The following is a 24077-nucleotide window of genomic DNA, read 5'->3' as shown; positions in this document are numbered from 1 at the left end:
CTGCAGAACTTGCTCACGGAGACTCAACATGGCAAAGATTGACCGGATGATGGTCGGCGAATCGCTCGTCGGTGATGGCAACGAAGTGGCTCACATCGACCTGCTGATCGGGCCGCGCGGCAGCGCCGCCGAAACGGCCTTCGCCAACAGCCTGACCAACAACAAGGACGGCTTCACCTCCCTGCTCGCCGTCGTGGCTCCCAACCTGCTGGTCAAGCCGGCGACCGTGATGTTCAACAAGGTCACGATCAAGGGCGCCAAGCAGGCCGTGCAGATGTTCGGCCCGGCCCAGCGCGGCGTGGCCATGGCTGTCGCCGATTGCGTGGAAGACGGCACCATCCCCGCCGACGAAGCCGACAACCTGTTCATCAGCGTCGGTGTCTTCATCCACTGGCTGGCCGAAGACGACAAGAAGATCCAGGACTACAACTACCAGGCCGTCAAGGAATCGATCAAGCGCGCCGTGTCGGGTTCGCCGACCGCCCGCGAAGTGGTCGCCAAGAAGGGCAGCGCCGCTCACCCGTTCGCGGCCAAGTGATGCCTGGGCCGGTGTGCGGCGTGCCGTAGCGCGCAGCACACTGGTCACTGCATGAGAAAAGCCGACCGGTTGCCCGGTCGGCTTTTTTTCGTCCGGGCGCCCCGGGGGCGCCGTGTGCCGGGATCAGGCGCCGCCCGGCACCATGCCCGCGCCGATCAGCGACAGCACCGGCGCCGCGCGGCCGCCGGCCGGATCGACGGCGCGGCGGCGCTCGATCGCCACGCCCACTGCCTCGACGTCGTCGAACTTCTTCGGCTTGACGACCACCACGCGCACCCAGTGCGCGCCGAACTCGTGGAGCAGGATGTCGGCCACGGTCTCGGCGAAGGATTCCAGCAGCGTGAGCTTGTGCTCCTTCAGCAGCCGCTGCAGGCGCTCGCGCACCACGCCGTAGTCGATGGTGTCGGCGATGTGGTCGCTGTCGCAGGCGCGCGGGCGCGGCAGGCCGGCCGTCACGTCGATGCGGATGGTCTGGGGCCGGTGCAGTTCGGAGTCGTGGATGCCGATCACCGTCTGGCCGGTGAAGCCTTCGATGAAGATCAGATCCAGCGCTTCGGCATCGCGGCCGGCGTCGATGGCGGTGAACTGCAGTTGCGGGCGGGGGGCGGCGATCAAGGGCGACTCCTGGGTCTGAAATACCATCGTGGGCCGGTGCAAGACCCGGACCATGCCAGATTTTGGAACACTCCACCGGCGTGACCCGGGCTTCCACCCCCTACGAGGCCCGGACGCGACGCGCCAGAATCGGTACGCAATGACCCTGTGAGGGACAAGCTGAACGGTCCCTGGGACCCTGGCCGGCGGCAACCGGCCCGGCGCCCGGATCGCTGGCCCGGTGCCAGTGCCTCGCGCGTTCGGCCACAACACGAAGGAGAGACAGCATGGGCATCGTATCGCTGCGCGAGGCAGGCGAACACGCACACCGCATTCTCGACGCCGTGCGTCAGGGTGCACGGGCCACCGACGACGACGAGATGGCGCGCTCCTGGACGCGCTGCCTCGAACAGCACCGCCTGCATCCGGACCGGCCGCACCGCCCGTCGGTCGTGCCTGCGGCTCAGCTCGCGCTGCGCCAGGAACGTCTGGCCGACGTGATCGATTGCGCCCGTCACGAGATGGCCACGCTCTACCAGCAGCTTGCCGACACCGAGTCGGCCGTGGTGCTGACCGACACCGACGGCGTGATCCTGCACATGGTGTCGTCGCCGGCCTTCGCCGAGGACGTGACGCCGCTCGGCTTCCACGTCGGCGCGGTATGGAGCGAGGCCGAAGCCGGCACCAACGGCATGGGCACCTGCCTGGTCGCGGCCAGCCCGGTGGCGGTGCGGCGCGAGGACCACTTCTTCACCCGGCTCACGTCGCTCACCTGTTCCGCGGTGCCGGTGTTCGACCCGCAGGGCCAGATGACCGCGGTGCTCGACGTGACCAGCCGCTCGAGCCTGCAGCAGCAGCACTCGCTGGTGCTGCTGGGCATGACCGCGCAGATGATCGAGAACCGCCTGCTCGAGCTGCGCCACCCCGAAGCCCACCTGCTGCATTTCCACAGCCGGCCCGAGTTCGTCTACACGCTGCACGAGGGCAAGCTCGCGCTCGATGCCGACGGCCGCATCCTCGCCGGCAACCGCAGCGCGCTGTTCCAGCTCGGCCTGCACTCGGTGGCCGAGTTGCGCGACCGCCGGCTCGACGAGCTGTTCCACACGCGTCTGGCCGAGATCGTGGAGCGCTGCCGGCGCAGCGCCTTCCATCCGGTGGTCAGCTTCGGCGCGCAGGGCTCGAGCCGCTTCTTCGTGGTGGCGCGACCGCCGGCGTCGGAGACCGAGGCGCACGAACTGCCGGTGGCCCTGAGCGGCTCCGGCACCGGCACGCGCGCCCGGGCACTGGTGCCGCGCATGGAGCCGCGGCGCGATGCCGCCCAGCCCGCGCGCGCCGCGCCGGCCTTCGGCGACCCGCGGCTGAGCGGCCAGCTCGACCAGGCGCGCCGCGCGATCGCGCGCGACATCCCGGTGCTGCTGCACGGCGAGACCGGTGCCGGCAAGGAGGTGTTCGCACGCGCGCTGCATGCGGCCAGCCCCAAGCACGCCGGCGGCTTTGTCGCCGTGAACTGCGCGAGCCTGCCCGAGAGCCTGATCGAGGCCGAGCTGTTCGGCTACCGCGCCGGCGCCTTCACCGGCGCGCAGCGCAGCGGCCGGCGCGGCAAGGTGCTGGAGGCCGACCGCGGCACGCTGTTCCTCGACGAGATCGGCGACATGCCGCTGCCGCTGCAGGCCCGCCTGCTGCGCGTGCTGGACGAGCGCAAGGTCACGCCGCTCGGGGCGGAAGAGACCGTCGACGTGGACTTCCAGCTCGTCAGCGCCAGCCATCGGCCGCTGGCGCAGATGGTGGAGGAAGGCCGCTTCCGCGAGGACTTGTACTACCGGCTGTGCGGCTTCGAGGTCAGCCTGCCCGCGCTGCGCGAGCGCAGCGACCGGCACGCGCTGATCGCCGAGCTGCTGGCGCTGGAATCCGGCGGCCGGGCCTCGCTGACGCCCGAGGCGCAGGCGCTGCTGGAGCAGCACCCCTGGCCCGGCAACGTGCGCCAGCTGCGCCACGCGCTGCGCACCGCGCTCGCGCTGGCCGACGACGACGGCCTGATCGACATCGGCCATCTCGCGTCGCTGCGCGCGCCGGCCGTCCGTTCCACCATGCCCTTGGCCCTGCCGGCGCCGGCCGCGACGGCGAACGTCGACAATGGAGTTCCAGCGTTGCCGCCGATGAACCCGATCCAGGCCAAGGAGCGCGAGGTGCTGCTGCAGCTGCTGGAAGAACACCGTTGGAACGTGAGCAATGTCGCCAAGGCGCTCGATGTCAGCCGCAACACCCTCTACCGCAAGCTCCACAAGCTGCACATCGCCCTCTCCCACCCCGGCAGCGGACCCGCCACTGGAGGGTGAGGCGGCGAAGCGCTGGGCGGCGGCGCTCGGCGACGATCACGCGCCGGCCACCGACGACCCGCCCGGCTCGCGCTTCGCGTGGTGCGTGACCGGCTCCGGTCACTACCTCGAGGAATCGATGGCGCTGGCGGCGCGGCTGCCCAACGTCGACCTGTTCCTGTCGGGCGCCGCCGACGAGGTGCTGCCGCTGTACGGCATGCGACTCGAGGTGCTGCGCGAGCGCTACCGCGTGTTCCGCGACAAGAGCGCGAGCTCGGTGCCGGTCGGGCGGCTGTACGCGGAGGCGTACCACACCGTCGTCATCGCGCCGGCCACCAGCAACACGGTGGCCAAGTGCGCGTTCGGGCTGTCGGACACGCTGCCGACCAACATGTTCGCGCAGGCCGGCAAGCTGGGCGTGCCCAGCCTGGTGTTCGCCTGCGACACCGAGCCGGTGGTCATCACCAAGGCGCCGCGCAGCCACGCCAGCGAATGGCTGACGCTGCGGCCGCGGCGCATCGAACTCGAGAACGTCGAGCGCCTGAAGCAGATCGACCACTGCCAGGTGCTCAGTTCGCCGGCCGAGCTGGAGGCCGCGCTCGACGCGCGGCTGAAGGCGCTGAAGCTCGCATGGAACACATCGTCTTCCTGACCGGCCGGCTGGCGCAGCCCGGCCTGGAGCGCGTGCTCGCCGGCATCGCGCCGCCGGCCTTCACCTGGGAGGTGCGCGAGATCGGGCTGCAGGTGGCGGCGCTGATGACGGCCGACATGATCCGCCGCCGCGTCGAGGCCTCGTTGACCAGCGTCGATGCCGAAGGCCGGCCGCGCCGCGTGGACCGCATCCTCGTGCCCGGCCGTTGCCGCGGCGACGTGGACGCGCTGAGCGCGCACTACGGCGTGCCGGTGCAGCGCGGGCCGGAGGAGCTGAAGGACCTGCCGCGCTTCTTCAACCGCGCCGCCCAGCCCATCGACCTGAGCGAGTACCAGGTGGCGATCTTCGCGGAGATCGTCGACGCGCCGCGGCTGACGGTGGCCGCGATCGTGGAGCGCGCCCGCGCGCTGGTGGCCGACGGCGCCGACGTGATCGACCTCGGCTGCCTGCCGGCCACGCCCTTCGACCACCTGGAGGACAGCGTGAAGGCGCTGAAGGCCGAGGGCTGGAACGTCAGCGTCGATTCGATGAGCAGCGACGAACTGCTGCGCGGCGGCCGCGCCGGCGCCGACTACCTGCTGAGCCTGAAGCTCGAGACGCTGTGGATCGCCGACGAGGTGGACTCGGTGCCGGTGCTGATCGCCAGCGACCAGGCCGACATGTCCACGCTGCACGAGGCGATCGAGACGATGGAGCGACGCGGCAAGGCCTACCTCGCCGACCCCATCCTCGACCCGATCCCGTTCGGTTTCACGACCTCGATCGTGCGCTACCACGCGCTGCGCCAGCGCTACCCCGAGGCGCCGATCATGATGGGCGTGGGCAACGTCACCGAGCTGACGGAGGCCGACACCAGCGGCATCAACGCACTGCTGTTCGGCCTGTGTGCCGAGCTCGACGTGGCGGCGGTGCTGACCACGCAGGTCAGCCAGCACGCGCGGCGCGCGGTGGCCGAGGCCGACTTGGCGCGCCGCATCATGCACGCCGCCACTCGCCACAACACCTTGCCCAAGGGCATCAGCGACGCGCTGATGACGACGCATGCCAAGCATCCGTTTCCCGACACGCCGGCCGAGATCGCCGCGACCGCGGCCCAGGTGCGCGACCCGAACTTCCGCGTGCAGATCTCGCCCGAGGGCCTGCACGTCTACAACCGCGACGGTGTGCGCATGGCGCAGGATGCCTTCGCGCTGTGGCCGCAGCTCGGCATCGAGGACGACGCCGCGCACGCCTTCTACATGGGCGTGGAACTTGCACGTGCGGAGACCGCGTGGCGGCTCGGCAAGCGCTACGTGCAGGACCAGCCGCTGGATTGGGGCGTCGCCGTGCCGCGGCGCGCCGACGACCTGGACGCCTGGTGTGCCCCCGGAACGACGATGACTCACGGCAGCAAGAACACCCCGCCCTCACCCCCGCCCTCTCCCCGTGAACGGGGCGAGGGAGTGGCCCCCTCTCCTGCGCCAGCGGGAGAGGGCGGGGGTGAGGGCAAGAACTCATGAACGACCAGATCTTCGAGACCGTGATCACCACCGTGGCGTCCGACGGCACGCCGCACATCGCGCCCTTCGGCGTGCGCTACCGCGGCGAGCAGGTGGTGCTGATGCCGTTCAAGCCCAGCGCGACGCTGGACAACCTGCGCAGCACGCGACACGCGGTGCTCAACCTGACGACCGATACGCGCGTGTTCGCCGGCGCCGTGTGCGCGCGCTGGCTGGGGCCGCGCAGCTGGCCGCTGCTGCCGGCCCAGGCCATCGCCGGCCAACGGCTCGCCGGCGCGCTGGCGCACAGCGAACTCGAACTGCAGCACGACGACGACCATGCCGAACGCCCGACGCTCACGCTGGCGCGCGTGCTCGACGTGAGCCATGCGCCCTTCCCCGGATTCAACCGCGCGCAGGCCGCGGTGATCGAGGGCGCGGTGCTGGTGAGCCGGCTGCACATGCTGGCGCCGGAGAAGATCGACACCGAGATGAGCTACCTGCAGATCGCCATCGACAAGACCGCCGGCCCCGAGGAGCACGAGGCCTGGGGCTGGCTGCGCGAGGCCGTGGCGCGGCAGCGGGTGCAGGCCGGAGCCGGCGCATGAGGCTGCTGGTGAGCGTGCGCGACGTCGACGAGGCACTGGCCGCTGCCGCCGCCGGCGTGGACTTCATCGACCTGAAGGAGCCGTCGGACGGCGCACTGGGGGCGCTGCCGCCGGCCACCATCGAAGCCATCGTCGCGGCGCTGAAGCGCGCGCCCGGGCGGCGTCCGATCAGCGCGACGATCGGCGATTGTTCCGGCATGCCCGAGGTGCTCGAGCGCGTGGTCGAGACGGCCGCCTGCGGTGTGGATTACGTGAAGGTCGGCATCGCGCCCGGGCAGCACGCGCTGCTGGACGCGCTGGCCGTCTGCGGCCACGCGGTGGTGCCGGTGTTCGTGGCCGACCACGGCATCGACGGCGCGCTGCTCGCGCGCGCCGGGGCGCTGGCCTTCCCCGCGCTGATGCTCGACACCGAGGACAAGGCGCGCGGCAGCCTGTTCGACATCGTCAGCGACGTGCAGCTGCGGCGCTTCGTCACGCAGGTGCGCCGCGGCGGCAAGCTGTGCGGCCTGGCCGGCGCGCTGCGCTTCGAGCACCTGCCTCGGCTGCTGGCCCTCGCGCCCGACTTCGCCGGCTTCCGCAGCGCGGTGTGCAGCGGCGCGCGCACCTCGGCGCTCGACCCGCAACGCGTGCAGGCGCTGCGCGAGCAGCTGCAGTGCGAGGACACCGCGCAGGCAGCGTAAGAAAAGACAGGCCCTAGTCCGCGAACGGCCGGCAGCTGAGCGATTCGTCGAGCAACAGCGCACGCGCGCGTGCCAGCTCGCCCTTGTGCAGCAGGTCGATCGGGAAGGCGGCTTGGCGCGCGCGCTGCGCGAACTCGGCGTCGAGCACGCCCGTCTCGCCGAGCTGCGCGAGCGAGCGCCGCCCATCGATCGCGCAGGACTTCACCACCAGCAGCCGCTCGGCGTGCAGGCGCTGCGCCAGCCACAGCGCGAGGCTGTCGGAGCTGACGCCCCAGTTCGTCAGTTCGTCGGGCCGGCTGCGCAGCAGGTCCAGCGGCAGCCACAGCGCGGTCTGGCCGCCCTGCAGCACGCGGCGCAGAGGCTGCTCGCCGGCGGCGGCCTGCAGCGCCGGGCACAGGCCCTGCAGCATCAGCGCGGTCTGGGCCATGCCGAGCACCGCCATGTTGTGCGCCGCCAGGTCGTCGAACTGCCATTGCGACTGCGCGTCGCGCACCTGGTCGGCGAAGGCTCCGCCGCCCGGGACCACGATCACGCGGCCGCCGCCGAGCTCGGCCAGCAGGTCCAGCCATTGCGGCAGCGACGCGTCCTGGTTCAGGCTGCCGCCGAGCTTGACAACCCACATCAGACGCTCTCCCGCGCCAGCAGCAGCGCGACCGCCGCGCTGGGCGCACCGACCTGGGCCCGGCAGCGCAGCGCCGCGTCGGCCCGCGGCAGGTCGCCGAACAGCAGCGACGCGAAGCTGCGGCAGGGCCGCCCGATCCGACCTGCCAGCGCCTCGGCCAGGAAGTCGCCGCAGCCGGCGGCGACCAACGGTGCCGCCGCCGGGAGCGGCGCCGCGTCGAGCACGCGTTCGAGCTGGCCCTGCAGTTCGTCGAGCTGCAGCTCGCGCCAGGCGTTCGCGAAGGCGCGCCAATCGGACTCTTCGGCGTCGCGCGCGTCGAGGCCGATCATGCGGGCCAGGCGCCGGCGCGTCGCGGCGGCGTCCTTGCCGCCGCCGTCGGCCGCCGGGTGGAGGTCGTGCGCCGGATCGAGTTCGCCGGTCAGCCGGTAGACGTCGGCCGTGGTAGCGAAGAACTCGTTCATCACGTTCGACGCCCGGCCGCGGAACACGACCCGCGGCGCCAGCGCACACAGCGGGGTGCGCACCACGCCCTGGTAGACCAGTTCACCACTGACGAGGCGGGCCGCGTCGCTGCGGCCCTGCGCGCGCACCGTGCCGCCCTGCAGCGCGATCAGGTCGGTGGTGGTGCTGCCGATGTCGACCAGCACGCCGTCGCCGAGCGCCTGCGCGGCCAGCGCGGCGGTGGCCCACCAGTTGGCCGAGGCGATGGCCTGCCACTGCGCCGCCACCTCGGCCGGCGCACACCAGCCGCGCTCGCCGGCATAGAACCGCAGCGGACCGTCGAGCGCATCGCCCATCGCCGCCGCAAGCGCAATGACGCCGGCCTCGCGGTGCTCGAACAGGTCGACCATCTCGCCGGTCATCGTGATCGCGTGCGCGGCGCCGGCGGCCTGCGGCCAGCGCGCCTGCACCTCGGCCAGCACCGCCTGCAGACGATCGAGCCCCTGCCACAGCGGGCAGGCCCACTGCGCCACGTCGCGCAGCACGCCGCGCTCGACCAGGCTGGCCTTGACGTGCGCGCCGCCGAGGTCCCAGCCGACCACGACACGCTCAGGCATCGACCGGCTCCTCGTGCAGCGCCAGGATCTCGGCCGCCAGCGGCCGCCCCAGCGCGGCCGACAGGCCGACGAAGGCGCAGGTCAGGCGCGGGTTGACCTCGATCACCACCGGCCCGCGCTGTGGATGCCAGACCAGGTCGATGCCGGCGAAGCCGCGCAGGCCGGGGATCGCTCGCGCCACCGCCTGCGCGGTGCGCGCCAGCGCCGGGGCGCGCGCGTCGTCGAGCGCCAGTTCGTTGATGGCCACGCCGTCATCGCGCAGCCGGCCGTCGTCCGCGATGGCGATGCGCTGGCGGTTGATGCTGATCAGCTCGGCCTCACCGTCGCGGCACAGCAGCGACAGGCTCAGCGCCTCGCCGTCGACCCAGGGCTCCAGCGTGGCGGACGCGCCGCGCGCGCGGCGCTGCTGCAGGTCGGCCTGCGCGGCGGCGCGCTGGGCGTGGCGCCGGGTGTCCAGCGTGCCGGCACCGTCGCCCGGCTTCACCACCCACTGCCGCGCGCCGGCATCGAAGGCCAGCGGCGTGGCCAGGCCGCGTGCTGCCAGGTGGGCCAGCGTGGCGCGCTTGCCGCTGCACAGCCGGATCGCGGCGCGATCGCTGCCGATCCAGCGCTCCGGCGCCACCGCTTCGGCCAGCTGCAGCAGCAGGCCGTCGCTCTCGGGGGCGATCACCCAGACCCGGTCGTGCGACAGCGCCTCGCGCCGCACGAAAGCCAGCGGCGTGTCGCCGGGCCGTGGCCGCAGCGCGCCGCCCGTCGCACCGGGCAACGGCTCGACGCCGTCGCCGCAGGCATGGCGCACCCCCGGGCCGGCGAGCTCGGCCAGCAGGGCCGCCCGCATCGCCAGGCCGGCACCCAGCAGCTCACCGCGCCCGGCGGCCTCGACGCTGCCTGGCGCAGCATCGAGGCCGCCGCCGCTGAGATACTCGTAGACGAAGAGGGTCTGGGTCATCCTATGCACATCATTCCGGTCATCGACCTGCTGGACGGCCAGGTGGTCCGCGCGGTGCGTGGTGAGCGCCAGCATTACCGGCCGATCGAATCGGCGCTGTGCGGCAGCGCCGATCCGCAGGTCGCGGCACGGCGGCTATGCGAACACTGTGCCACCGATACGCTGTACGTCGCCGACTTGAACGCCTTGCAGGGCCGCGCGCCCCAGTTCGAGCTGCTGCAGGCGCTGCTGCGCGATCGGCCGGGCCTGAGGCTCTGGCTCGACGCCGGCTTCGGCGGGCCGGCCGATGCCGCGCGCTTGCTGGCGCGACTCGGACCGGCGGCGGAGCGCGTCACGCCGGTGTACGGCAGCGAGTCGCTGCGTTCGCGCGACGAACTGGCCGGCTGCTTCGCACCGCCCTCGCGCGCCCTGCTCTCGCTGGACCATCGCCACGGGGCACCGCTCGATCCGGCCGGCGTGTGGGACACGCCGGCGCTGTGGCCGCGACGCCTGATCGTGATGACGCTGTCGCGCGTCGGCAGCGACGGTGGGCCCGACCTCGACACGCTGGCCGCGGTGCGCGCACGCGCGCCGCACGCGCAGCTGATCGGCGCCGGCGGCGTGCGCGATGCAGCCGACCTCGCCGCCGCCGAAGCCGCGGGCGCGCACGCCTGGCTGGTGGCCTCGGCGCTGCACGACGGCCGCGTGCCCGCCGCGGCACGCACGCCGAACGGCGCAACAGACTGTGGCGCTTGTGGCGGCGCCGGCCACACTGTGTCGCGGGCCGATGCCGCCCCCGCAGTGGCGGCGCGCGGCCCCGGCCGTGGCACATGCTTTGCGTGAACGCACGCCGATGACTGCTCCCGTGACCGCCCCCGCCCCCCACCCCTGGACCAGCCCGTTTTGCGCGCTGCTGAACGACGACCTGCAGCTGGTGCAGCAAGGCGATCACTTCGCCTTGACCGGCCCCGGCTGCGAACGCGCGCAGCGCGCGCTGGCGCACTTCAGGCCGGAGCGCTCGACCGCCACGCCGACGATTGCCGGGCAGCCCGCCACGCTCGACGACGCCGTCGAGCAGGCCGCGCAGCGGCTCGCCGCCAGCCGCCAGCCGCTGTTCGGCGGGCTCGCGACCGACGTCGACGGTGCGCGGGCGCTCTACCCGCTGGCCTGCGCCACCGGCGCCATCTATGACGCCGCGGGCGGCGCGGCGCAGCTGCACACGCTGCGCGCGCTGCAGGACCGCGGCGCCTTCACCACCACGCTGGCCGAGGTGCGCAACCGCGCCGACCTGATCGTCTGCATCGGCGCATCGCCGCGCGAGAACTTCCCGGGCCTGTGGCGCCGCGTCGGCGTGGGTGAGCCGCTGGTCGCGCAGCGCGAGATCGTCTTCCTCGGTGGCGCCACCGAGCCCGCGCTCGACGGCCTGGCCGGCGTCACGCAGCGCAGCGTCGCGTTGAGCGGCGACCTGTTCGACAGCGTCGCGCAGCTCGCCGCACTGGTGGACGGCCGGCGCGTGCCGCGCGCGGCCCTGGCGCTGGCCGAACTGGCCGCGCAACTGCACGCCGCACGCTATGCGGTCATCGCGTGGGAATCGTCGCAGCTGCCCGAGCACGGCGCGCTGATCGCCGAAGCGCTGAACCGCCTGGTCGGCACGCTCAACCAACGCTCGCGCGCCGCGCTGCTGCCACTCAGCGGCAAGGACGGGCTGCAGACGGTGAACTACGTCTTCACCTGGCTGTCGGGCCTGCCGCTGCGCAGCCGCGTCGGGCCGCTGGGGCTGGAACACGAGCCGCTGCGCTTCGATGCGAAGCGCCTGCTCGCCGACGGCAGCGTCGATGCGTTGCTGTGGGTGTCGGCCTTCGGCCCGGAGCCTGCGGCCCCGCGCGCTTCGATACCGACGGTGGTGCTGGGCCATCCGGCGCAGCAGGCCGGCGCCGGCGCCGATGCGGTTTTCATCCCGGTGTCGACGCCGGGCATGGGCTCGGCGGGCCACCTGTTCCGCTTCGACGGCGGCGTGGCGCTGCCGCTGGAGGCCGTGTACGACGACGGGCTGCCGACGGTGGCGCAGGTGCTGCAGCGGCTGAACGCGCGCGTGCGCACGCTGCAGGCCGGGAGGTCGGCATGAACGGCACGCTGCGACTGCGCGGCGGGCGCGTCATCGATCCCGCGAACGGCGTCGACGCGGTGCGCGACATCGGCGTGCGCGACGGCCGCATCGTCGAGCTGCATCCCAAGGAAGCGGTGGGCGAGGACATCGACGCCAGCGGCTGCGTGGTGATGGCCGGCGGCATCGACATGCACACGCACATCGGCGGCGGCAAGGTCAACCTGGCGCGCATGCTGCTGCCGGAAGACCACCGCCTCAACCGCGACCCGATCGCGCTGCCGACCAACCCGCTGGAGCTGGCCTCCTGCGGCCACTGCGCGCCCGGCACGCTGGCCACCGGCTACCGCTACGCCGAGATGGGCTACACGGCCGCCTTCGAGCCGGCGATGATGCATTCGAACGCACGCCACGCGCACATGGAGATGGGCGACACGCCCATCCTCGACCACGGCGCCTACGTGATGCTCGGCAACGACGAGCTGTTCCTGCAGTTGCTGGCCGAGGGCCGCGACTTCCAGCAGATCCGCGATTACGCCGGCTGGACCATCCACGCCGCGAAGGCGATGGGCGTGAAGGTGGTCAACCCGGGCGGCATTTCGGCCTTCAAGTTCAACCAGCGCAAGCTGGACGTCGACGAGGAGCACGCCCATTGGCGCGTGACGCCGCGAGCGATCGTGCACACGCTGGCGAAGGCGCTGCACGAGCTGGGCGTGCCGCACCCGCTGCACATCCACGGCAGCAACCTCGGCGTGGCGGGCAACATCGAATCCACGCTCGCCACCATCGAGGCGCTGGAGGGGCTGCCCGCGCACCTGACGCACATCCAGTTCCACGCCTACGGCAGCGAGGGCCCGAAGAAGTTCTCGTCGGCCGCGCAGCGCCTGGCCGACGCGGTGAACGCGAATCCGAACATCAGCATCGACGTCGGCCAGATCATGTTCGGCCAGACCGTCACCGCGTCGGGCGACACGATGCGCCAGCATGCCAATGCCGGCCTCGCGAACCCGCGCAAGTGGATCGGCGCCGACATCGAGTGCGACGCCGGCTGCGGCGTGGTGCCCTTCAAGTACCGCGAGCAGAGCTACGTGAATGCGCTGCAGTGGGCGATCGGGTTGGAGATCTTCCTGCTGGTCAAGGACCCGTGGCGCGTGGTGCTGACCACCGACCACCCGAACGGCGCGCCGTTCACCAGCTACCCGCACCTGATCCGCCTGCTGACGGACAAGAGCTTCCGCGACGAGCAGTTCGCCAAGCTCCACCCCGACGTGGTGGCGCAGTCGGCGCTGGGCTCGATCACGCGCGAGCTGACGCTGAACGAGGTGGCCATCATGACGCGCGCCGGCCCGGCGAAGCTGCTGGGCCTGAAGGACCGCGGCCAGCTCGGCAACGGCGCGGCGGCCGACATCGCCGTCTACCGCGAGCACGCGAACCGCGAGACGATGTTCACCGCGCCGGAGCACGTGTTCAAGGATGGCGTGCGCGTGGCGCGGGCCGGCGTCATCACCGCCACCCCGACCGGCGGCACGCACTTCGTCGAGCCGGTGTTCGACCGCAGCATCGAGAAGGTGCTGGCGCCCTACACCGAGAAGCACCTGAGCGTGAGCCTGCGCCATGCCGTCATCGGCCCCGACGAACTGTGCAGATGCTGCAACGGCGGGCGCCTGCTGCCGACCGCCTGCTTCACGACGACTGCGAACTGACGCGATGGAACTCAACGGCATCGTCATCGACGACAGCTTCGCCGAAGCCTTTCCGATGAAGGGCACGCGGCTCGTCATCACCGCGCACAACCTCGAATGGGCGCGCCATGCGGCGGTGGCCACCACCGGCTTCGCCACCTCGGTGATCGCCTGCGGCTGCGAGGCCGGCATCGAGCGCGAGCTCGGGCCCGAAGAGACGCCCGACGGGCGGCCCGGCATCGCGATCCTGATCTTCTCGATGAGCGGCCGCGAGCTGGCCAAGCAGGTCGAGAAGCGCGTCGGCCAGTGCGTGCTGACCTGCCCGACGACGGCGGTCTACGCCGGTCTGTTCGAGGGCGACGCGATCGCGCTGGGCAAGAACCTGCGCTTCTTCGGCGACGGCTGGCAGACCAGCAAGGTCATCGGTGGACAGCGCTACTGGCGCGTGCCGGTGATGGACGGTGAGTTCGTCGCGCAGGAAACCACCTGGGTCACGACCCAGGCCGTCGGCGGCGGCAACCTGCTGCTGCTGGCGACCGACACCGCAGCCGCGCTGGCGGCCGCGGAAGCCGCGGTCGCCGCGATGAAGCAACTGCCCAACATCGTGATGCCCTTCCCCGGCGGCGTGGTGCGCTCGGGCTCCAAGGTCGGCAGCAAGTACCCGGCGCTCGGCGCATCGACCAACGACGCCTACTGCCCCAGCCTGCGCGAGCTGGCCGCGAAGAGCGAGCTCGGCCCCGACATCGGCAGCGTGATGGAGATCGTGATCGACGGATTGACCGACGCCGACGTGGCCGCTGCGATGCGCACCGGCCTGAAGGCCCTGATCGAGCGCGGCGCGGCCTCGGGCCTGAAGCGCATCGGTGCGGGCAACTACGGCGGCAAGCTCGGGCCCTTCCTCTACCACCTGCACAAGCTGGTGCCGGGCACGGCGGAGGCGCGGGCATGAGCCCGGTGCACGGCCGCCCGAAGGCGGGCGACATCCCCGCGGGGGAGCGGAAGCGGCACGCGGCCGCGAGCGAGGGGCGGTCATGAGCGGCTGGACACTCACGTTGAAGCAGGCGCCGGCGCTGCGCCTGGACCTGCGCACGCTGTCCCCCGCGGCCCTGGCGGAACTGTCGGCCGACGCGGTGGCGAAGCTCGGCGTCTGGCACGGCAACGAGTCGATCGCGCTGGGCGAGCTGTTCACGATTGCTCCGCGCTCCGACCACGAACTGCACCTTGAAGGCGACCTGAGCCGGGCCGACCGCATCGGCTGGCAACTCGCCGGCAGCCGCATCCGCGTGGACGGTCCGGCCGGCGACTACCTCGGCGCCGGCATGAGCGGCGGCGAGATCGTCGCGAGCAGTCATGCCGGCCTGCTGGCGGCCTGCGAGATGTCGGGCGGCCGACTGGAGATCGGCGGCGACGCCGGCGACTACGCGGCGAGCGCCCTGCCGGGCAGCATGGACGGCATGCGCGGCGGCACGCTGCTCGTGCGCGGCTCGGCCGGGGCGCGCTTCGGCGACCGCATGCGGCGCGGCAGCGCGCTGGTGTTCGGCGATGCCGGCGACTTCCTGGCCTCGCGCATGGTGGCCGGCACGATCGCGGTGGCCGGACGCATCGGCGCGCATGCCGGCTACGGCATGCGCCGCGGCAGCGTGGTGTGCGCCGGCACGGCACCGACGGTCCCGCCCACCTTCGTGGCCAACGACGCAAACATCGCCGTGTTCTGGCAGCTGCTGGCGCGTGACCTCGCGCGCCATGGCGGCGCCTTCGCCACCCTGCCGGCACGGCGCGTGCATCGGCATCTCGGCGACCTGGCGGCCGGCGGCAAGGGCGAACTGCTGTTGTGCGACTGAGCGGGCAGCGCGCCGGCCCGGGCCGGCCCGGCTAAGCTCTCGGCCGGTGCCGGGCGGACCGATCGGTCCTGTGTCCGTCTTCTATTTCTTTCTGCTTTTCCTTCGTCCACTCACTCGAGACCCTGCCATGAGCAAGACCTACACCTTCCACGCCGGCGAAGCCACCGTGTTCGCCGCCGACGGCCAGTTCACCGACGCGATGCCGGAGATCCTGATCGGCCGCACCGACGGTCCGGTGGGCGCCGCGTTCGCGAACATGATGGCGCAGAGCAAGGGCCACACCGCGATGTTCGCGATCCGCGCCTGCAACCAGATGGTCCGCCCGGCGACCATCACGGTGCCGAAGGTCACGCTGAAGGACAGCGCCAACATCGACCTGTTCGGCGGCGTGGTGCAGGCCGCCACCGCCGACGCGGTGATCGACTGCGTGATCGAGGGCGTGATCCCGAAGGACGTGGCCAACGAGCTGTGCATCGTGAGCCTGGTGTGGATCGATCCGCGCTGCGCGAAGGACCCGAACCTCGACAAGAAGGACATGTACCGCACCAATTACGAGGCCACCAAGCTGGCGATCCGCCGTGCGCTGAACAACGAGCCGTCGATCGACGAGCTGATCGCCAACCGGCACACGATCAAGCACGACATGGACGATTGGTCATAAAAATGACCACCCCCGTTGCGGCTGCGCCGCTCCCCCTCGAAGGGGGCGACGCTGGCGGGCCGGCGGAGCCGGTCCCGCGGCGTCCACTGGGTGGCCTGCGGTTGGCCACGGCCTGTGCGCTGTGGCGGCGGCTTTGTCGTTGAATGGGTGATTGGTTTGTGACGCTGACCGCGTGCGTATGAGCGACGACGTTGACGCCTTTGCGCTGCTGGACGACCGCGCGGCGACGGCCGAGCGGCCGAGCAGTCGGCTCTACACGGGCCATGTGCGCACGCACCGCTGCGACGATCCGGCTGCGCTCGACGCGGTGTGGCGCGCGGTCGAGGCCGACCAGCGCGCGGGCCTGCACGCGGTGCTGCTGGCCGACTACGAATGGGGCGCCAAGCTGCTGCGGGCCGGCCGACGCGCCGGCGACGAGCGTGCCGCGCTGCGCGTGCTGCTGTTCCGCGAGCTGCAGCATCTGTCGGCCGACGAGGCCGGGCGCTGGCTCGCCACGGTCGAGGGCGCGGCAGAGCCGGGCCCGGCCGGTTCGCTGGACGTGCAGGCGAGCGTCGACCGCGAGGCCTTCCACGCCGCGATCGGCCGCATCCACGAGGCCATCCGCGCCGGCGAGACCTACCAGGTCAACTACACCTACCGACTGGACTTCCAGGCCCACGGCACGCCGGTCGCGCTGTACCGCCGGCTGCGCACGCGCCAGCCGGTGCCGTATGGCGCGTTCATCGCGTTGCCGGCCGACGAGGCGGCGGCGAGCGGCGTCACGCACGTGTTGTCGTGCTCGCCGGAACTGTTCGTCCGCCATGCGCAGGGCCAGCTCGTCGCCAAGCCGATGAAGGGCACCGCGCCCCGCCGTGCCGTGCTCGAAGGCGACAGCGAGACGGCCCGCCTGCTGAGCCTGGACACGAAGAACCGCGCCGAGAACCTGATGATCGTGGACCTGCTGCGCAACGACCTCGGCCGCATCGCCCGCACCGGCTCGGTGAAGGTGCCGGAGCTGTTCGAGGTGGAGTCGCACGCCACCGTGTTCCAGATGACCTCGACGGTGCGCGCCGAGCTGGCGGACGGCACCGACCTGCCGACGGTGCTGCGCGCGGTGTTTCCCTGCGGCTCGATCACCGGTGCGCCCAAGCACCACACGATGGAGCTGATCGCCGGCCTGGAGAGCACGCCGCGCGGCCTGTACTGCGGTGCCATCGGCTGGGTGGATCTCTCACCCGCAGCACCCGCGGCGGCGGGCGCGGCCTGCGGCGACTTCTGCCTGTCGGTGGCGATCCGCACGCTGACGCTCGGCCCCGACCGCGATGGCCTGCGCGCGGGCCGGCTGGGCATCGGCGCCGGCATCGTGCTGGACAGCGAAGCCGAGGACGAATACGGGGAGTGCCAGCTCAAGGGCCGCTTCCTGACCGGTCTCGACCCGGGCTTCTCGATCTTCGAGACCCTGCACGCGACGCGCGAACAGGGCGTGCGCCACCTGGATCGCCACCTCGCACGCATGCAGCGTAGCGCTGCCGCGCTGGGCTTTCGCTGGGACGAGATCGAGCTGCGCGAGGCGCTGCAGGACGAGGTCGGCCGGCTGCCGGCCGCCACGCCGAGCCGGCTGCGCCTGGCGCTCGACCGCGCCGGCCGCTTCGAGCTCGCAGGCGCGCCGCTGGCCGCGCTGCCGGCCGGCCCGGTGACGCTGCGCCTCGAGCCCGTGCCGTTGTCCGAGCCGCGTCCGCTGGCCGGCCACAAGACCACGCTGCGCGCCGCCTACGACGCCGGCGTGCGGGCCGCCGAAGCCGCAGGCGCCTTCGACAGCCTGTTCTTCACGGCCGACGGCCGGCTGGTCGAGGGCGGCCGCACGAACGTGTTCCTGCAACTCGACGGACGCTGGTGGACGCCCCCGCTCTCCGACGGCGCCCTGCCCGGCGTGATGCGCGGCCTGCTGCTCGAGGACCCGGTCTGGGCCGCTGCGGAGCGCTGCCTGACCCGCGCCGACCTTGCACGGGCCGAGGCCGTGGTCGTCTGCAACGCCCTGCGCGGCGCCGTGCCGGCCCGCGTCGTCTGAACCGGCCCGGGGTCGATCTCTCCTCCGACATGAAGCTCGCGCTCTTCGATCTGGACCACACGCTGCTGCCCTACGACAGCGGCATGGAGTGGACGCGCTTCCTCGTCGCGCGCGGTGTCGTCGAGGCGGCACAGGAAGCCGACTACCTGGCGCACTGCAAGGCCTATGCCGAGGGCCGGCTCGGCATCGCGGCCCTGCACCGTTCGATGTTCGCGCCGCTGACGCGGCTCACGCGTGCCGAGCTGTCGCACTGGCTCGACGAGTTCGAGACCGAGGTCTCGACGCGGCTGCCCTACGCGGCCCGCGTGCTGGTGGCGCGCCACCTGGGGGCGGGCGACCTGTGCTGCATCGTCACGGCGACCTCGCGCCTCATCGCCGAGCGCTTTGCGCGCGCCTTCCGCATCGAGCACGTGCTCGCCACCGAATCGGCTGTCGACAGCCACGGCGTACCGACCGGCGAGATCGTCGGGACCCCCTGCCACGGCGCGCACAAGCTCGACAAGGTGAGGGCCTGGCTCGACAGCCAGGGCCGGCCGCTGGATCGGCTCGAACACAGCTGGTTCTACAGCGACTCGGCCAGCGATCTGCCGCTGCTGCGCGCCGTCAGCCAGCCGGTCGCGGTGCGCCCCGACGCGCGGCTGCGGGGGATCGCACAGTACGAGGGCTGGCCGATCGAGATGCTGGGCGGCTGAGCGGACGGGGCTTCGCCCCCTCACCCCGGCCCTCTCCCCCGTGCCGGAGGCGAGGGAGGTTCGTCATTCGCGTTCGATGACCGCGAACGCCGAATGATTGTGGATCGACTCGAAGTTCTCGACCTCGACGCGGTAGCGCCCGATGCGGCTGTCGGCGTCGAGCCGCAGCGCGACGTCGCGCACCAGGTCTTCGACGAACTTCGGGTTCTCGTAGGCGCGCTCGGTGATCCACTTCTCGTCGGGGCGCTTCAGCAGGCCCCAGATCTCGCTCGACGCCGACTCCTCGGCGAAGCGCACCAGGGCGTCGAAGCCGAGTTCAACTGCCGAGTCGACGACGGGCCGCTCCCGAGTCGACTCGCCCCCCCCGGGGGGCGGCGGCCGCCGGCGGTCGCCTGGGGGCTCCATCAGCTCGGCGCGGATCGTCACGTGCGAGCGCTGGTTGTGCGCACCGTAGTCGGAGATCTCCTTCGAGCACGGGCACAGGCTCTTGACCGGCACCACCACCTCGCACCACACCGTCGTGCCGACGCCGGCGCGGCGTTCGGCGATCCAGGCGCCCTGGTAGTCGAGCAGGCTGGACACGCCGGACACCGGCGCGTGCTTGCGGATGAAGAACGGGAAGCGCGCCTCGATGCGCCCCTCGACCGCATGCAGCTTGTCGAGCATCACCGCGAGTTCGTCGCGCAGCGCGGCCTCGTCGAGCGGCTTGCCGGAGGCGCTGAGGGCGTCCAGCCAGGCGACGAAGCGCGACATGTGGGTGCCCTTCTGCTCGGCCGGCAGCGCCACGTCGAGGCTCCAGTTCGCCACGGTCGGCGAGAGCTGCTCGCCGATGCGCACGGTGAGCGGGTAGCGCACGTCCTTGACGCCGACGCGCTGGATCGCCAGGTGGCGTTCGTCCCGCTCGCTCTGCGTGTCGGGGATGTGCTGCGTCAGGCCGAGGGCGGAAACGTGGGTCATGTCGTTCATGGGCGTCGCGCCGGCCGGTGTGTGCGGCTTGGGGCGTTGAATTCGTTCGCGAGCATGACAGTTTGTATCAGACGGCGCAGTTGCAAGGGCGACAGGGGCCTTGTCGCCTCGATGGCGGCGATAGCCGTCAGCCGTTGATCGCCGGCCGCACCAGCTCGAGCTTGGCGCCGAAGCGCTTGAGGATGCTCTGCTCGATGCCGGCGGCGTCCAACCCCAGCTGCGCCAGCAGCTTGGCGGGATCGCCATGCTCGACGAACTCGTCGGGCAGGCCCAGCGTGAGCACCGGCAGGTTGACACCGGCGGCCTGCAGCGCCTCGAGCACCGCGCTGCCGGCGCCGCCCTGCAGGCAGCCCTCCTCCACCGTGACCAGGGCCTCGTGGCTGCGCGCCAGGCGCAGCACCAGTTCGGTGTCCAGCGGCTTGACGAAGCGCATGTTCGCCACCGTCGCGTCGAGCTTCTCGGCCGCGGCCAGCGCCGGGTAGAGCAGCGTGCCGAACGCCAGGATGGCGATCCGCCGGCCGCTCCCGCGCGCCTCGCGGCGCAGTTCGCCGCGGCCCCAGGGCAGCGCGGTCAGTTCAGGCTGAAGGGCCACGCCGACGCCCGCGCCGCGCGGATAGCGGACGGCCACCGGGTGTTGCTGCTCGAAAGCCGCGGTCAGCGCCTGGCGGCACTCGTTCTCGTCGGCCGGCGCGATCAGGCTCAGGTTGGGCACGCAGCGGATGTAGGCGATGTCGTAGGCGCCGGCATGCGTGGCGCCGTCGGCCCCGACGATGCCCGCCCGGTCGAGCGCGAACACGACCGGCAGGTTCTGGATCGCCACGTCGTGGATCAACTGGTCGTAGCCACGCTGCAGGAAGGTGGAGTAGATCGCCACCACCGGCTTCAGCCCTTCGCAGGCCAGGCCGGCGGCGAAGGTCACGGCATGCTGCTCGGCGATGCCGACATCGAAATAGCGGTTCGGGAAGCGCTGCTCGAACTCCACCAGCCCGGAGCCCTCGCGCATGGCCGGCGTGATGCCCACCAGGCGCTCGTCCTTCGCCGCCATGTCGCACAACCACTGGCCGAACACCTGGGTGAAGGTGGGCTTGCCGGGGGCCGCCTTCTTCAGGCCCTCGGCGGGATTGAACTTGCCCGGGCCGTGGTAGGCCACCGGGTCGGCCTCGGCCAGCTTGTAGCCGTAGCCCTTCTTCGTGACCACGTGCAGGAACTGCGGGCCCTTGCGGTCGCGCAGGTTCTCGAGCGTCGGGATCAGCGAGTCGAGGTCGTGGCCGTCGATCGGACCGACGTAGGTGAAGCCGAATTCCTCGAAGATGGTGCTGGGCACGATCATGCCCTTGGCGTGCTCCTCGAAACGGCGCGCCAGCTCGAGCAGCGGCGGCGCGTTCTTCAGCACGCTCTTGGCGCCCTGGCGGGCGGCGCTATAGAAGCGCCCGGACATCAGCCGCGCGAAATAGCGGTTCAGCGCGCCCACCGGCGGCGAGATCGACATGTCGTTGTCGTTCAGCACCACCAGCATGTTGGCGCTGGATACGCCGGCGTTGTTCATGGCCTCGAAGGCCATGCCAGCGGTCATCGCACCGTCACCGATGATCGCGACCGAACGGCGATCCTCGCCCTTGATCTTGGCGGCCAGCGCCATGCCGAGCGCGGCGGAGATAGAGGTCGACGAGTGCGCCGTGCCGAAGGTGTCGTACTCGCTCTCGTCGCGGCGCGGGAAGCCGCTGATGCCGCCGAGCTGGCGCAGGCCGGCCATGCGGTCGCGCCGGCCGGTGAGGATCTTGTGCGGATAGGTCTGGTGGCCCACGTCCCACACCAGCCGATCCTGCGGCGTGTGGAACACGTGGTGCAGCGCGATCGTCAGCTCGACCGTGCCCAGGTTGCTCGACAGGTGACCGCCGGTCTGGGACACGCTCGTGAGCACGTGGTCGCGCAGTTCCTGCGCGAGTTGCTTCAGCTCGGTGCGCGACAGGCCGCGCAGGTCGGCCGGCTGGTCGATGGTGGACAGCAGGGGATAGGACTTCATGGACGGTTCAGCAATCGCGCTCGACGACCTTGTCGGCCAGCACGCTCAGCCACGCCGCGTCGGGCAGGCCGCTGCGGGCCAGCGCCGTCTGGGCCTGCTCGCGCAGCGCCTGCGCCCGGCGCTTCGCCGCGCCCAGGCCGAGCACGGTCACGTAGGTGGGCTTGTTCTGGTCGGCGTCCTTGCCGGCGGTCTTGCCGAGCGTGACCGAGGGCTGGGTCACGTCGAGGATGTCGTCGACCACCTGGAAAGCCAGGCCGAGCGCCGCGCCGTACTCGGCCAGCGCCTGCCGGGCCTGCGGGCTGGCGTCGCCGCAGGCTGCGCCCATCATGACGCTGGCCTGCAGCAGGGCGCCGGTCTTGCGGCGGTGCATGTCGCACAGCGACTGCTCGTCGAGCGGCCGGCCGATGCTGGCCAGGTCGATCGCCTGCCCGCCGGCCATGCCGTCCTGACCGGCAGCGCGGGCCAGCAGGCCGCACAGGCGGGCCTGCAGCGCCAGCGGCACGCTCTCGTCCTCGGGGGTCAGCACCTCGAAGGCCAGGGCCTGCATCGCGTCGCCGGCCAGCATGGCCTGTGCCTGACCGAACTTCACGTGCACGGTGGGCTTGCCGCGGCGCAGCACGTCGTCGTCCATGCAGGGCATGTCGTCGTGGATCAGCGAATAGGCGTGGATCAGTTCCACCGCGCAGGCGGCGCGCAACGCGGCCTCGTTGTTGGTCGCGCCGACGGCTTCGGCCGCCGACAGCACCAGCAGCGGACGCAGGCGCTTGCCGCCGTCGAGCACGCCGTAGCGCATGGCATCACCCAGGCCGGCCGGCGCCAACGCCGGCACCCAGCGCTCCAGCGCCGCTTCGACCGCCTCGAGACGATCGCGCGACCAGCCGTCGAACTCGTCGCGCTTCATGCGGCCGTGGCCCAGGGCTTGAGCTCGCCGGCCTCGAGCACCTGCACCTGCTGCTCCACCGCCTCGAGCCGCCCGCGGCAGTAGCCGAGCAGGACCGCGCCGCGCCGGTAGCTGTCGAGCAGGCGATCGAGCGGCAATTGCCCGGCCTCCATGGCCGCGACCAGTTGTTCGAGCTCCGCCAGCGCCGCCTCGTAGCTGGCGGGTTCGGCGGCGGGAATCGAAGGGCTGGGCCCGCTGGCGGGTGCTTGCTTGGCCATGAGATCGCGTCAAAACCCAATTGTAGTCAGCCGGGCGTCAAGGCATGCCGCGGAGCGTGAGCATTTGTGCGACGCCCCAAAGGCCCTAGGGATTGCTGCCGTGGACCGTGGCGCGACCCGGTGCGCGGCGAAGAGGCCGATAGAATCCACCTTCCTCCCTGCAGCATGCAGGTGCCCCTGCCGTCGCCGTGACGGCGTGGCGCCCAAGCCGTCTCCGACGGCCGGCACCGGATATCGGAGACCCCTCGGATCATGTCCGACCTGAGCATCACCCGCGAAGTCCTCGGGCGCAGCCGCGCGCAGCTGCCCGTGTCGAGCTATTTCGACGAGGATCTGTACCGACGCGAGGAGGAGCTCATCATCCGACCTGGCCCGCGTTACCTCGGGCATGCGCTCTCGGTGCCCGAGGTCGGCGACCACCATGCGCTGCTGCAGGAAGGCGAGGGCCGGGCACTGGTGCGCACGCCCCAGGGCATCGAGCTGATCTCCAACGTCTGCCGCCACCGCCAGGCGGTGATGCTGCGCGGACGCGGCAACACGAAGAACCACATCGTCTGCCCGCTGCACCGCTGGACCTACGATCTGTCGGGCCAGCTGGTCGGCGCCCCGCACTTCCCCGACGACCCCTGCCTGCACCTGAACAACTACCCGGTGCAGCAGTGGAACGGGCTGCTGTTCGAGGCGCCTCGGGAGGCGAACGGCCAGCGGATCGGTCGCGACGTGCACGCCGACCTGGCCGGCCTCGCGCTGCCGCCGGAGTTCGATTTCTCGGGCTACGTGTTCGACCGCGTGCACCTGCACCAGTGCGACTACAACTGGAAGACCTTCATCGAGGTCTACCTCGAGGACTACCACGTCGGCCCCTTCCACCCCGGCCTCGGCAACTTCGTCGCCTGCGACGACCTGCGCTGGCAGATGGGTCCCGAGTACTCGCTGCAGACCGTGGGCGTGGCACGGCATGCCGGCGAGGCGCTCGGCAAGCCGGGTTCCGACGTCTACGGCCGCTGGCACCAGGCGCTGCTCAACTACCGTCGCGACGCCCACGACAGCGTGCCGCCGAAGCACGGCGCCATCTGGTTGACCTATCACCCGACGGTGATGCTGGAGTGGTACCCGCACGTGCTGGTGGTCTCGACGCTGGTTCCGCAGGGGCCGCGCAAGACGCTCAACGTGGTCGAGTTCTTCTACCCCGAGGAGATCGCCGCGTTCGAGCGCGAGTTCGTCGAGGCGCAGCAGGCTGCCTACATGGAGACCTGCGTGGAGGACGACGAGATCGCGCTGCGCATGGACGCCGGACGCGAGGCGCTGTGGCGGCGCGGCGACGACGAGTTCGGGCCCTACCAGAGCCCGATGGAAGACGGCATGCAGCACTTCCACGAGTGGTACCGGCGGCGCACCGCGCTGCCGCGCTGACCGCCGCTACGCACAAG

Annotated in this window: 23 protein-coding genes; 15 read left to right on the top strand and 8 right to left on the bottom strand. The window is 71.7% G+C overall.

Annotated elements, in window-relative coordinates; translation table 11 throughout:
- Nucleotides 1-28 precede the first annotated feature (28 nt).
- On the top strand, nt 29-538 hold the full coding sequence (fae, locus tag ASC67_RS16535; protein ID WP_056323836.1) for a formaldehyde-activating enzyme: 510 nt from the start codon (nt 29-31) through the stop codon (nt 536-538).
- A gap of 123 nt (nt 539-661) precedes the next feature.
- Here the strand turns inward: fae (ASC67_RS16535) and ASC67_RS16530 are convergent, their stop codons facing one another.
- Entirely contained in the window at nt 662-1153 is a 492-nt protein-coding gene (locus ASC67_RS16530; RefSeq protein ID WP_235566362.1) for a dihydroneopterin aldolase, read from the bottom strand.
- Nucleotides 1154-1419: 266 nt separating this feature from the next.
- Between ASC67_RS16530 and ASC67_RS16525 the strand changes: the two genes are divergently transcribed.
- Genes ASC67_RS16525 through ASC67_RS16505 form a run of 5 tightly spaced genes read left to right on the top strand, consistent with a single transcriptional unit; the run spans nt 1420 to nt 6865 of the window.
- A complete protein-coding gene (locus tag ASC67_RS16525; RefSeq protein WP_056323833.1) occupies nt 1420-3468 on the top strand; it encodes a sigma-54-dependent Fis family transcriptional regulator in 2049 nt (682 codons plus the stop codon).
- A complete protein-coding gene (locus ASC67_RS16520; RefSeq protein ID WP_056324252.1) occupies nt 3458-4099 on the top strand; it encodes a flavoprotein in 642 nt (213 codons plus the stop codon). The genes ASC67_RS16525 and ASC67_RS16520 overlap by 11 nt, the downstream gene beginning before the upstream one ends.
- Nucleotides 4078-5598, top strand: coding sequence for a DUF6513 domain-containing protein (locus ASC67_RS16515; protein WP_082536073.1), 1521 nt, complete (start codon nt 4078-4080; stop codon nt 5596-5598). The genes ASC67_RS16520 and ASC67_RS16515 overlap by 22 nt, the downstream gene beginning before the upstream one ends.
- Complete coding sequence (locus tag ASC67_RS16510; RefSeq protein ID WP_056323828.1) at nt 5595-6185, top strand: DUF447 domain-containing protein; 591 nt, start codon at nt 5595-5597, stop codon at nt 6183-6185. Before ASC67_RS16515 ends, ASC67_RS16510 begins: the two co-directional genes overlap by 4 nt.
- Entirely contained in the window at nt 6182-6865 is a 684-nt protein-coding gene (locus tag ASC67_RS16505) for a (5-formylfuran-3-yl)methyl phosphate synthase (RefSeq protein WP_056323824.1), read from the top strand. The genes ASC67_RS16510 and ASC67_RS16505 overlap by 4 nt, the downstream gene beginning before the upstream one ends.
- A gap of 13 nt (nt 6866-6878) precedes the next feature.
- Here the strand turns inward: ASC67_RS16505 and ASC67_RS16500 are convergent, their stop codons facing one another.
- From ASC67_RS16500 to ASC67_RS16490, 3 genes are read right to left on the bottom strand one after another with little or no spacing between them, the layout of a single operon-like run.
- Complete coding sequence (locus ASC67_RS16500; protein WP_056323820.1) at nt 6879-7487, bottom strand: aspartate kinase; 609 nt, start codon at nt 7485-7487, stop codon at nt 6879-6881.
- The gene (locus tag ASC67_RS16495) at nt 7487-8545 is read right to left on the bottom strand and encodes a hydantoinase/oxoprolinase family protein (RefSeq protein ID WP_056323816.1); all 1059 of its coding nucleotides are present in this window, start codon (nt 8543-8545) and stop codon (nt 7487-7489) included. The genes ASC67_RS16500 and ASC67_RS16495 overlap by 1 nt, the downstream gene beginning before the upstream one ends.
- Nucleotides 8538-9494 (bottom strand): ATP-grasp domain-containing protein, encoded by a 957-nt coding sequence (locus ASC67_RS16490; RefSeq protein ID WP_056323812.1) that lies wholly within the window; start codon nt 9492-9494, stop codon nt 8538-8540. The genes ASC67_RS16495 and ASC67_RS16490 overlap by 8 nt, the downstream gene beginning before the upstream one ends.
- 3 nt (nt 9495-9497) lie before the next feature.
- Between ASC67_RS16490 and ASC67_RS16485 the strand changes: the two genes are divergently transcribed.
- From ASC67_RS16485 to ASC67_RS16450, 8 genes are all read left to right on the top strand, one after another.
- Nucleotides 9498-10316: a HisA/HisF-related TIM barrel protein gene (locus ASC67_RS16485; protein ID WP_056323809.1), complete on the top strand. Its 819-nt coding sequence runs from the start codon at nt 9498-9500 to the stop codon at nt 10314-10316.
- Nucleotides 10317-10338: 22 nt separating this feature from the next.
- Nucleotides 10339-11598 (top strand): formylmethanofuran dehydrogenase, encoded by a 1260-nt coding sequence (locus ASC67_RS16480; RefSeq protein ID WP_235566361.1) that lies wholly within the window; start codon nt 10339-10341, stop codon nt 11596-11598.
- On the top strand, nt 11595-13280 hold the full coding sequence (locus ASC67_RS16475; RefSeq protein WP_056323805.1) for a formylmethanofuran dehydrogenase subunit A: 1686 nt from the start codon (nt 11595-11597) through the stop codon (nt 13278-13280). Before ASC67_RS16480 ends, ASC67_RS16475 begins: the two co-directional genes overlap by 4 nt.
- Before the next feature lie 4 nt (nt 13281-13284).
- The gene (fhcD, locus tag ASC67_RS16470; protein ID WP_056323802.1) at nt 13285-14208 is read left to right on the top strand and encodes a formylmethanofuran--tetrahydromethanopterin N-formyltransferase; all 924 of its coding nucleotides are present in this window, start codon (nt 13285-13287) and stop codon (nt 14206-14208) included.
- 82 nt (nt 14209-14290) lie between these two features.
- Nucleotides 14291-15100 carry a formylmethanofuran dehydrogenase subunit C gene (locus ASC67_RS16465; RefSeq protein ID WP_056323799.1) on the top strand — a complete coding sequence of 270 codons (810 nt, stop codon included), beginning with the start codon at nt 14291-14293 and terminating at the stop codon, nt 15098-15100.
- A 127-nt stretch (nt 15101-15227) separates the two neighbouring features.
- Nucleotides 15228-15761 carry a formaldehyde-activating enzyme gene (gene fae / locus ASC67_RS16460; protein WP_056323797.1) on the top strand — a complete coding sequence of 178 codons (534 nt, stop codon included), beginning with the start codon at nt 15228-15230 and terminating at the stop codon, nt 15759-15761.
- Nucleotides 15762-15939: 178 nt separating this feature from the next.
- A complete protein-coding gene (locus tag ASC67_RS16455) occupies nt 15940-17808 on the top strand; it encodes a chorismate-binding protein (RefSeq protein ID WP_056323794.1) in 1869 nt (622 codons plus the stop codon).
- Nucleotides 17809-17837: 29 nt separating this feature from the next.
- Entirely contained in the window at nt 17838-18500 is a 663-nt protein-coding gene (locus tag ASC67_RS16450) for an HAD family phosphatase (RefSeq protein ID WP_056323791.1), read from the top strand.
- 63 nt (nt 18501-18563) lie between these two features.
- Here the strand turns inward: ASC67_RS16450 and ASC67_RS16445 are convergent, their stop codons facing one another.
- From ASC67_RS16445 to ASC67_RS16430, 4 genes are all read right to left on the bottom strand, one after another.
- Nucleotides 18564-19466 (bottom strand): GTP cyclohydrolase I FolE2, encoded by a 903-nt coding sequence (locus tag ASC67_RS16445; RefSeq protein WP_082536072.1) that lies wholly within the window; start codon nt 19464-19466, stop codon nt 18564-18566.
- 127 nt (nt 19467-19593) lie between these two features.
- Nucleotides 19594-21489, bottom strand: coding sequence for a 1-deoxy-D-xylulose-5-phosphate synthase (gene dxs, locus ASC67_RS16440; protein ID WP_056323786.1), 1896 nt, complete (start codon nt 21487-21489; stop codon nt 19594-19596).
- A gap of 7 nt (nt 21490-21496) precedes the next feature.
- Nucleotides 21497-22390 carry a polyprenyl synthetase family protein gene (locus ASC67_RS16435; RefSeq protein WP_056323785.1) on the bottom strand — a complete coding sequence of 298 codons (894 nt, stop codon included), beginning with the start codon at nt 22388-22390 and terminating at the stop codon, nt 21497-21499.
- Nucleotides 22387-22647: an exodeoxyribonuclease VII small subunit gene (locus tag ASC67_RS16430; protein WP_056323782.1), complete on the bottom strand. Its 261-nt coding sequence runs from the start codon at nt 22645-22647 to the stop codon at nt 22387-22389. The genes ASC67_RS16435 and ASC67_RS16430 overlap by 4 nt, the downstream gene beginning before the upstream one ends.
- A 252-nt stretch (nt 22648-22899) precedes the next feature.
- On the opposite strand from ASC67_RS16430, the gene ASC67_RS16425 reads away from it, so the two are divergent.
- Complete coding sequence (locus ASC67_RS16425) at nt 22900-24060, top strand: aromatic ring-hydroxylating dioxygenase subunit alpha (protein WP_056323777.1); 1161 nt, start codon at nt 22900-22902, stop codon at nt 24058-24060.
- Nucleotides 24061-24077 lie beyond the last annotated feature (17 nt).

It is taken from the genome of Methylibium sp. Root1272 (assembly GCF_001425905.1).
Classification (GTDB): Bacteria; Pseudomonadota; Gammaproteobacteria; order Burkholderiales; family Burkholderiaceae_C; genus Methylibium.
Note: the sequence above shows the minus strand (reverse complement) of the source record. Positions and strands in the feature narration are given on the sequence as shown.

Coding starts and splice junctions, on each gene's coding strand:
- ASC67_RS16500 (WP_056323820.1), bottom strand. CDS start 7,487: ATGTGGGTTGTCAAGCTCGGCGGCAGCCTGAACCAGGACGCGTCGCTG.
- ASC67_RS16485 (WP_056323809.1), top strand. CDS start 9,498: ATGCACATCATTCCGGTCATCGACCTGCTGGACGGCCAGGTGGTCCGC.
- ASC67_RS16455 (WP_056323794.1), top strand. CDS start 15,940: ATGAGCGACGACGTTGACGCCTTTGCGCTGCTGGACGACCGCGCGGCG.
- ASC67_RS16465 (WP_056323799.1), top strand. CDS start 14,291: ATGAGCGGCTGGACACTCACGTTGAAGCAGGCGCCGGCGCTGCGCCTG.
- ASC67_RS16435 (WP_056323785.1), bottom strand. CDS start 22,390: ATGAAGCGCGACGAGTTCGACGGCTGGTCGCGCGATCGTCTCGAGGCG.
- ASC67_RS16445 (WP_082536072.1), bottom strand. CDS start 19,466: ATGAACGACATGACCCACGTTTCCGCCCTCGGCCTGACGCAGCACATC.
- ASC67_RS16450 (WP_056323791.1), top strand. CDS start 17,838: ATGAAGCTCGCGCTCTTCGATCTGGACCACACGCTGCTGCCCTACGAC.
- ASC67_RS16430 (WP_056323782.1), bottom strand. CDS start 22,647: ATGGCCAAGCAAGCACCCGCCAGCGGGCCCAGCCCTTCGATTCCCGCC.
- ASC67_RS16495 (WP_056323816.1), bottom strand. CDS start 8,545: ATGCCTGAGCGTGTCGTGGTCGGCTGGGACCTCGGCGGCGCGCACGTC.
- fae (WP_056323797.1), top strand. CDS start 15,228: ATGAGCAAGACCTACACCTTCCACGCCGGCGAAGCCACCGTGTTCGCC.
- ASC67_RS16515 (WP_082536073.1), top strand. CDS start 4,078: ATGGAACACATCGTCTTCCTGACCGGCCGGCTGGCGCAGCCCGGCCTG.
- ASC67_RS16505 (WP_056323824.1), top strand. CDS start 6,182: ATGAGGCTGCTGGTGAGCGTGCGCGACGTCGACGAGGCACTGGCCGCT.
- ASC67_RS16525 (WP_056323833.1), top strand. CDS start 1,420: ATGGGCATCGTATCGCTGCGCGAGGCAGGCGAACACGCACACCGCATT.
- ASC67_RS16475 (WP_056323805.1), top strand. CDS start 11,595: ATGAACGGCACGCTGCGACTGCGCGGCGGGCGCGTCATCGATCCCGCG.
- fae (WP_056323836.1), top strand. CDS start 29: ATGGCAAAGATTGACCGGATGATGGTCGGCGAATCGCTCGTCGGTGAT.
- dxs (WP_056323786.1), bottom strand. CDS start 21,489: ATGAAGTCCTATCCCCTGCTGTCCACCATCGACCAGCCGGCCGACCTG.
- fhcD (WP_056323802.1), top strand. CDS start 13,285: ATGGAACTCAACGGCATCGTCATCGACGACAGCTTCGCCGAAGCCTTT.
- ASC67_RS16490 (WP_056323812.1), bottom strand. CDS start 9,494: ATGACCCAGACCCTCTTCGTCTACGAGTATCTCAGCGGCGGCGGCCTC.
- ASC67_RS16510 (WP_056323828.1), top strand. CDS start 5,595: ATGAACGACCAGATCTTCGAGACCGTGATCACCACCGTGGCGTCCGAC.
- ASC67_RS16425 (WP_056323777.1), top strand. CDS start 22,900: ATGTCCGACCTGAGCATCACCCGCGAAGTCCTCGGGCGCAGCCGCGCG.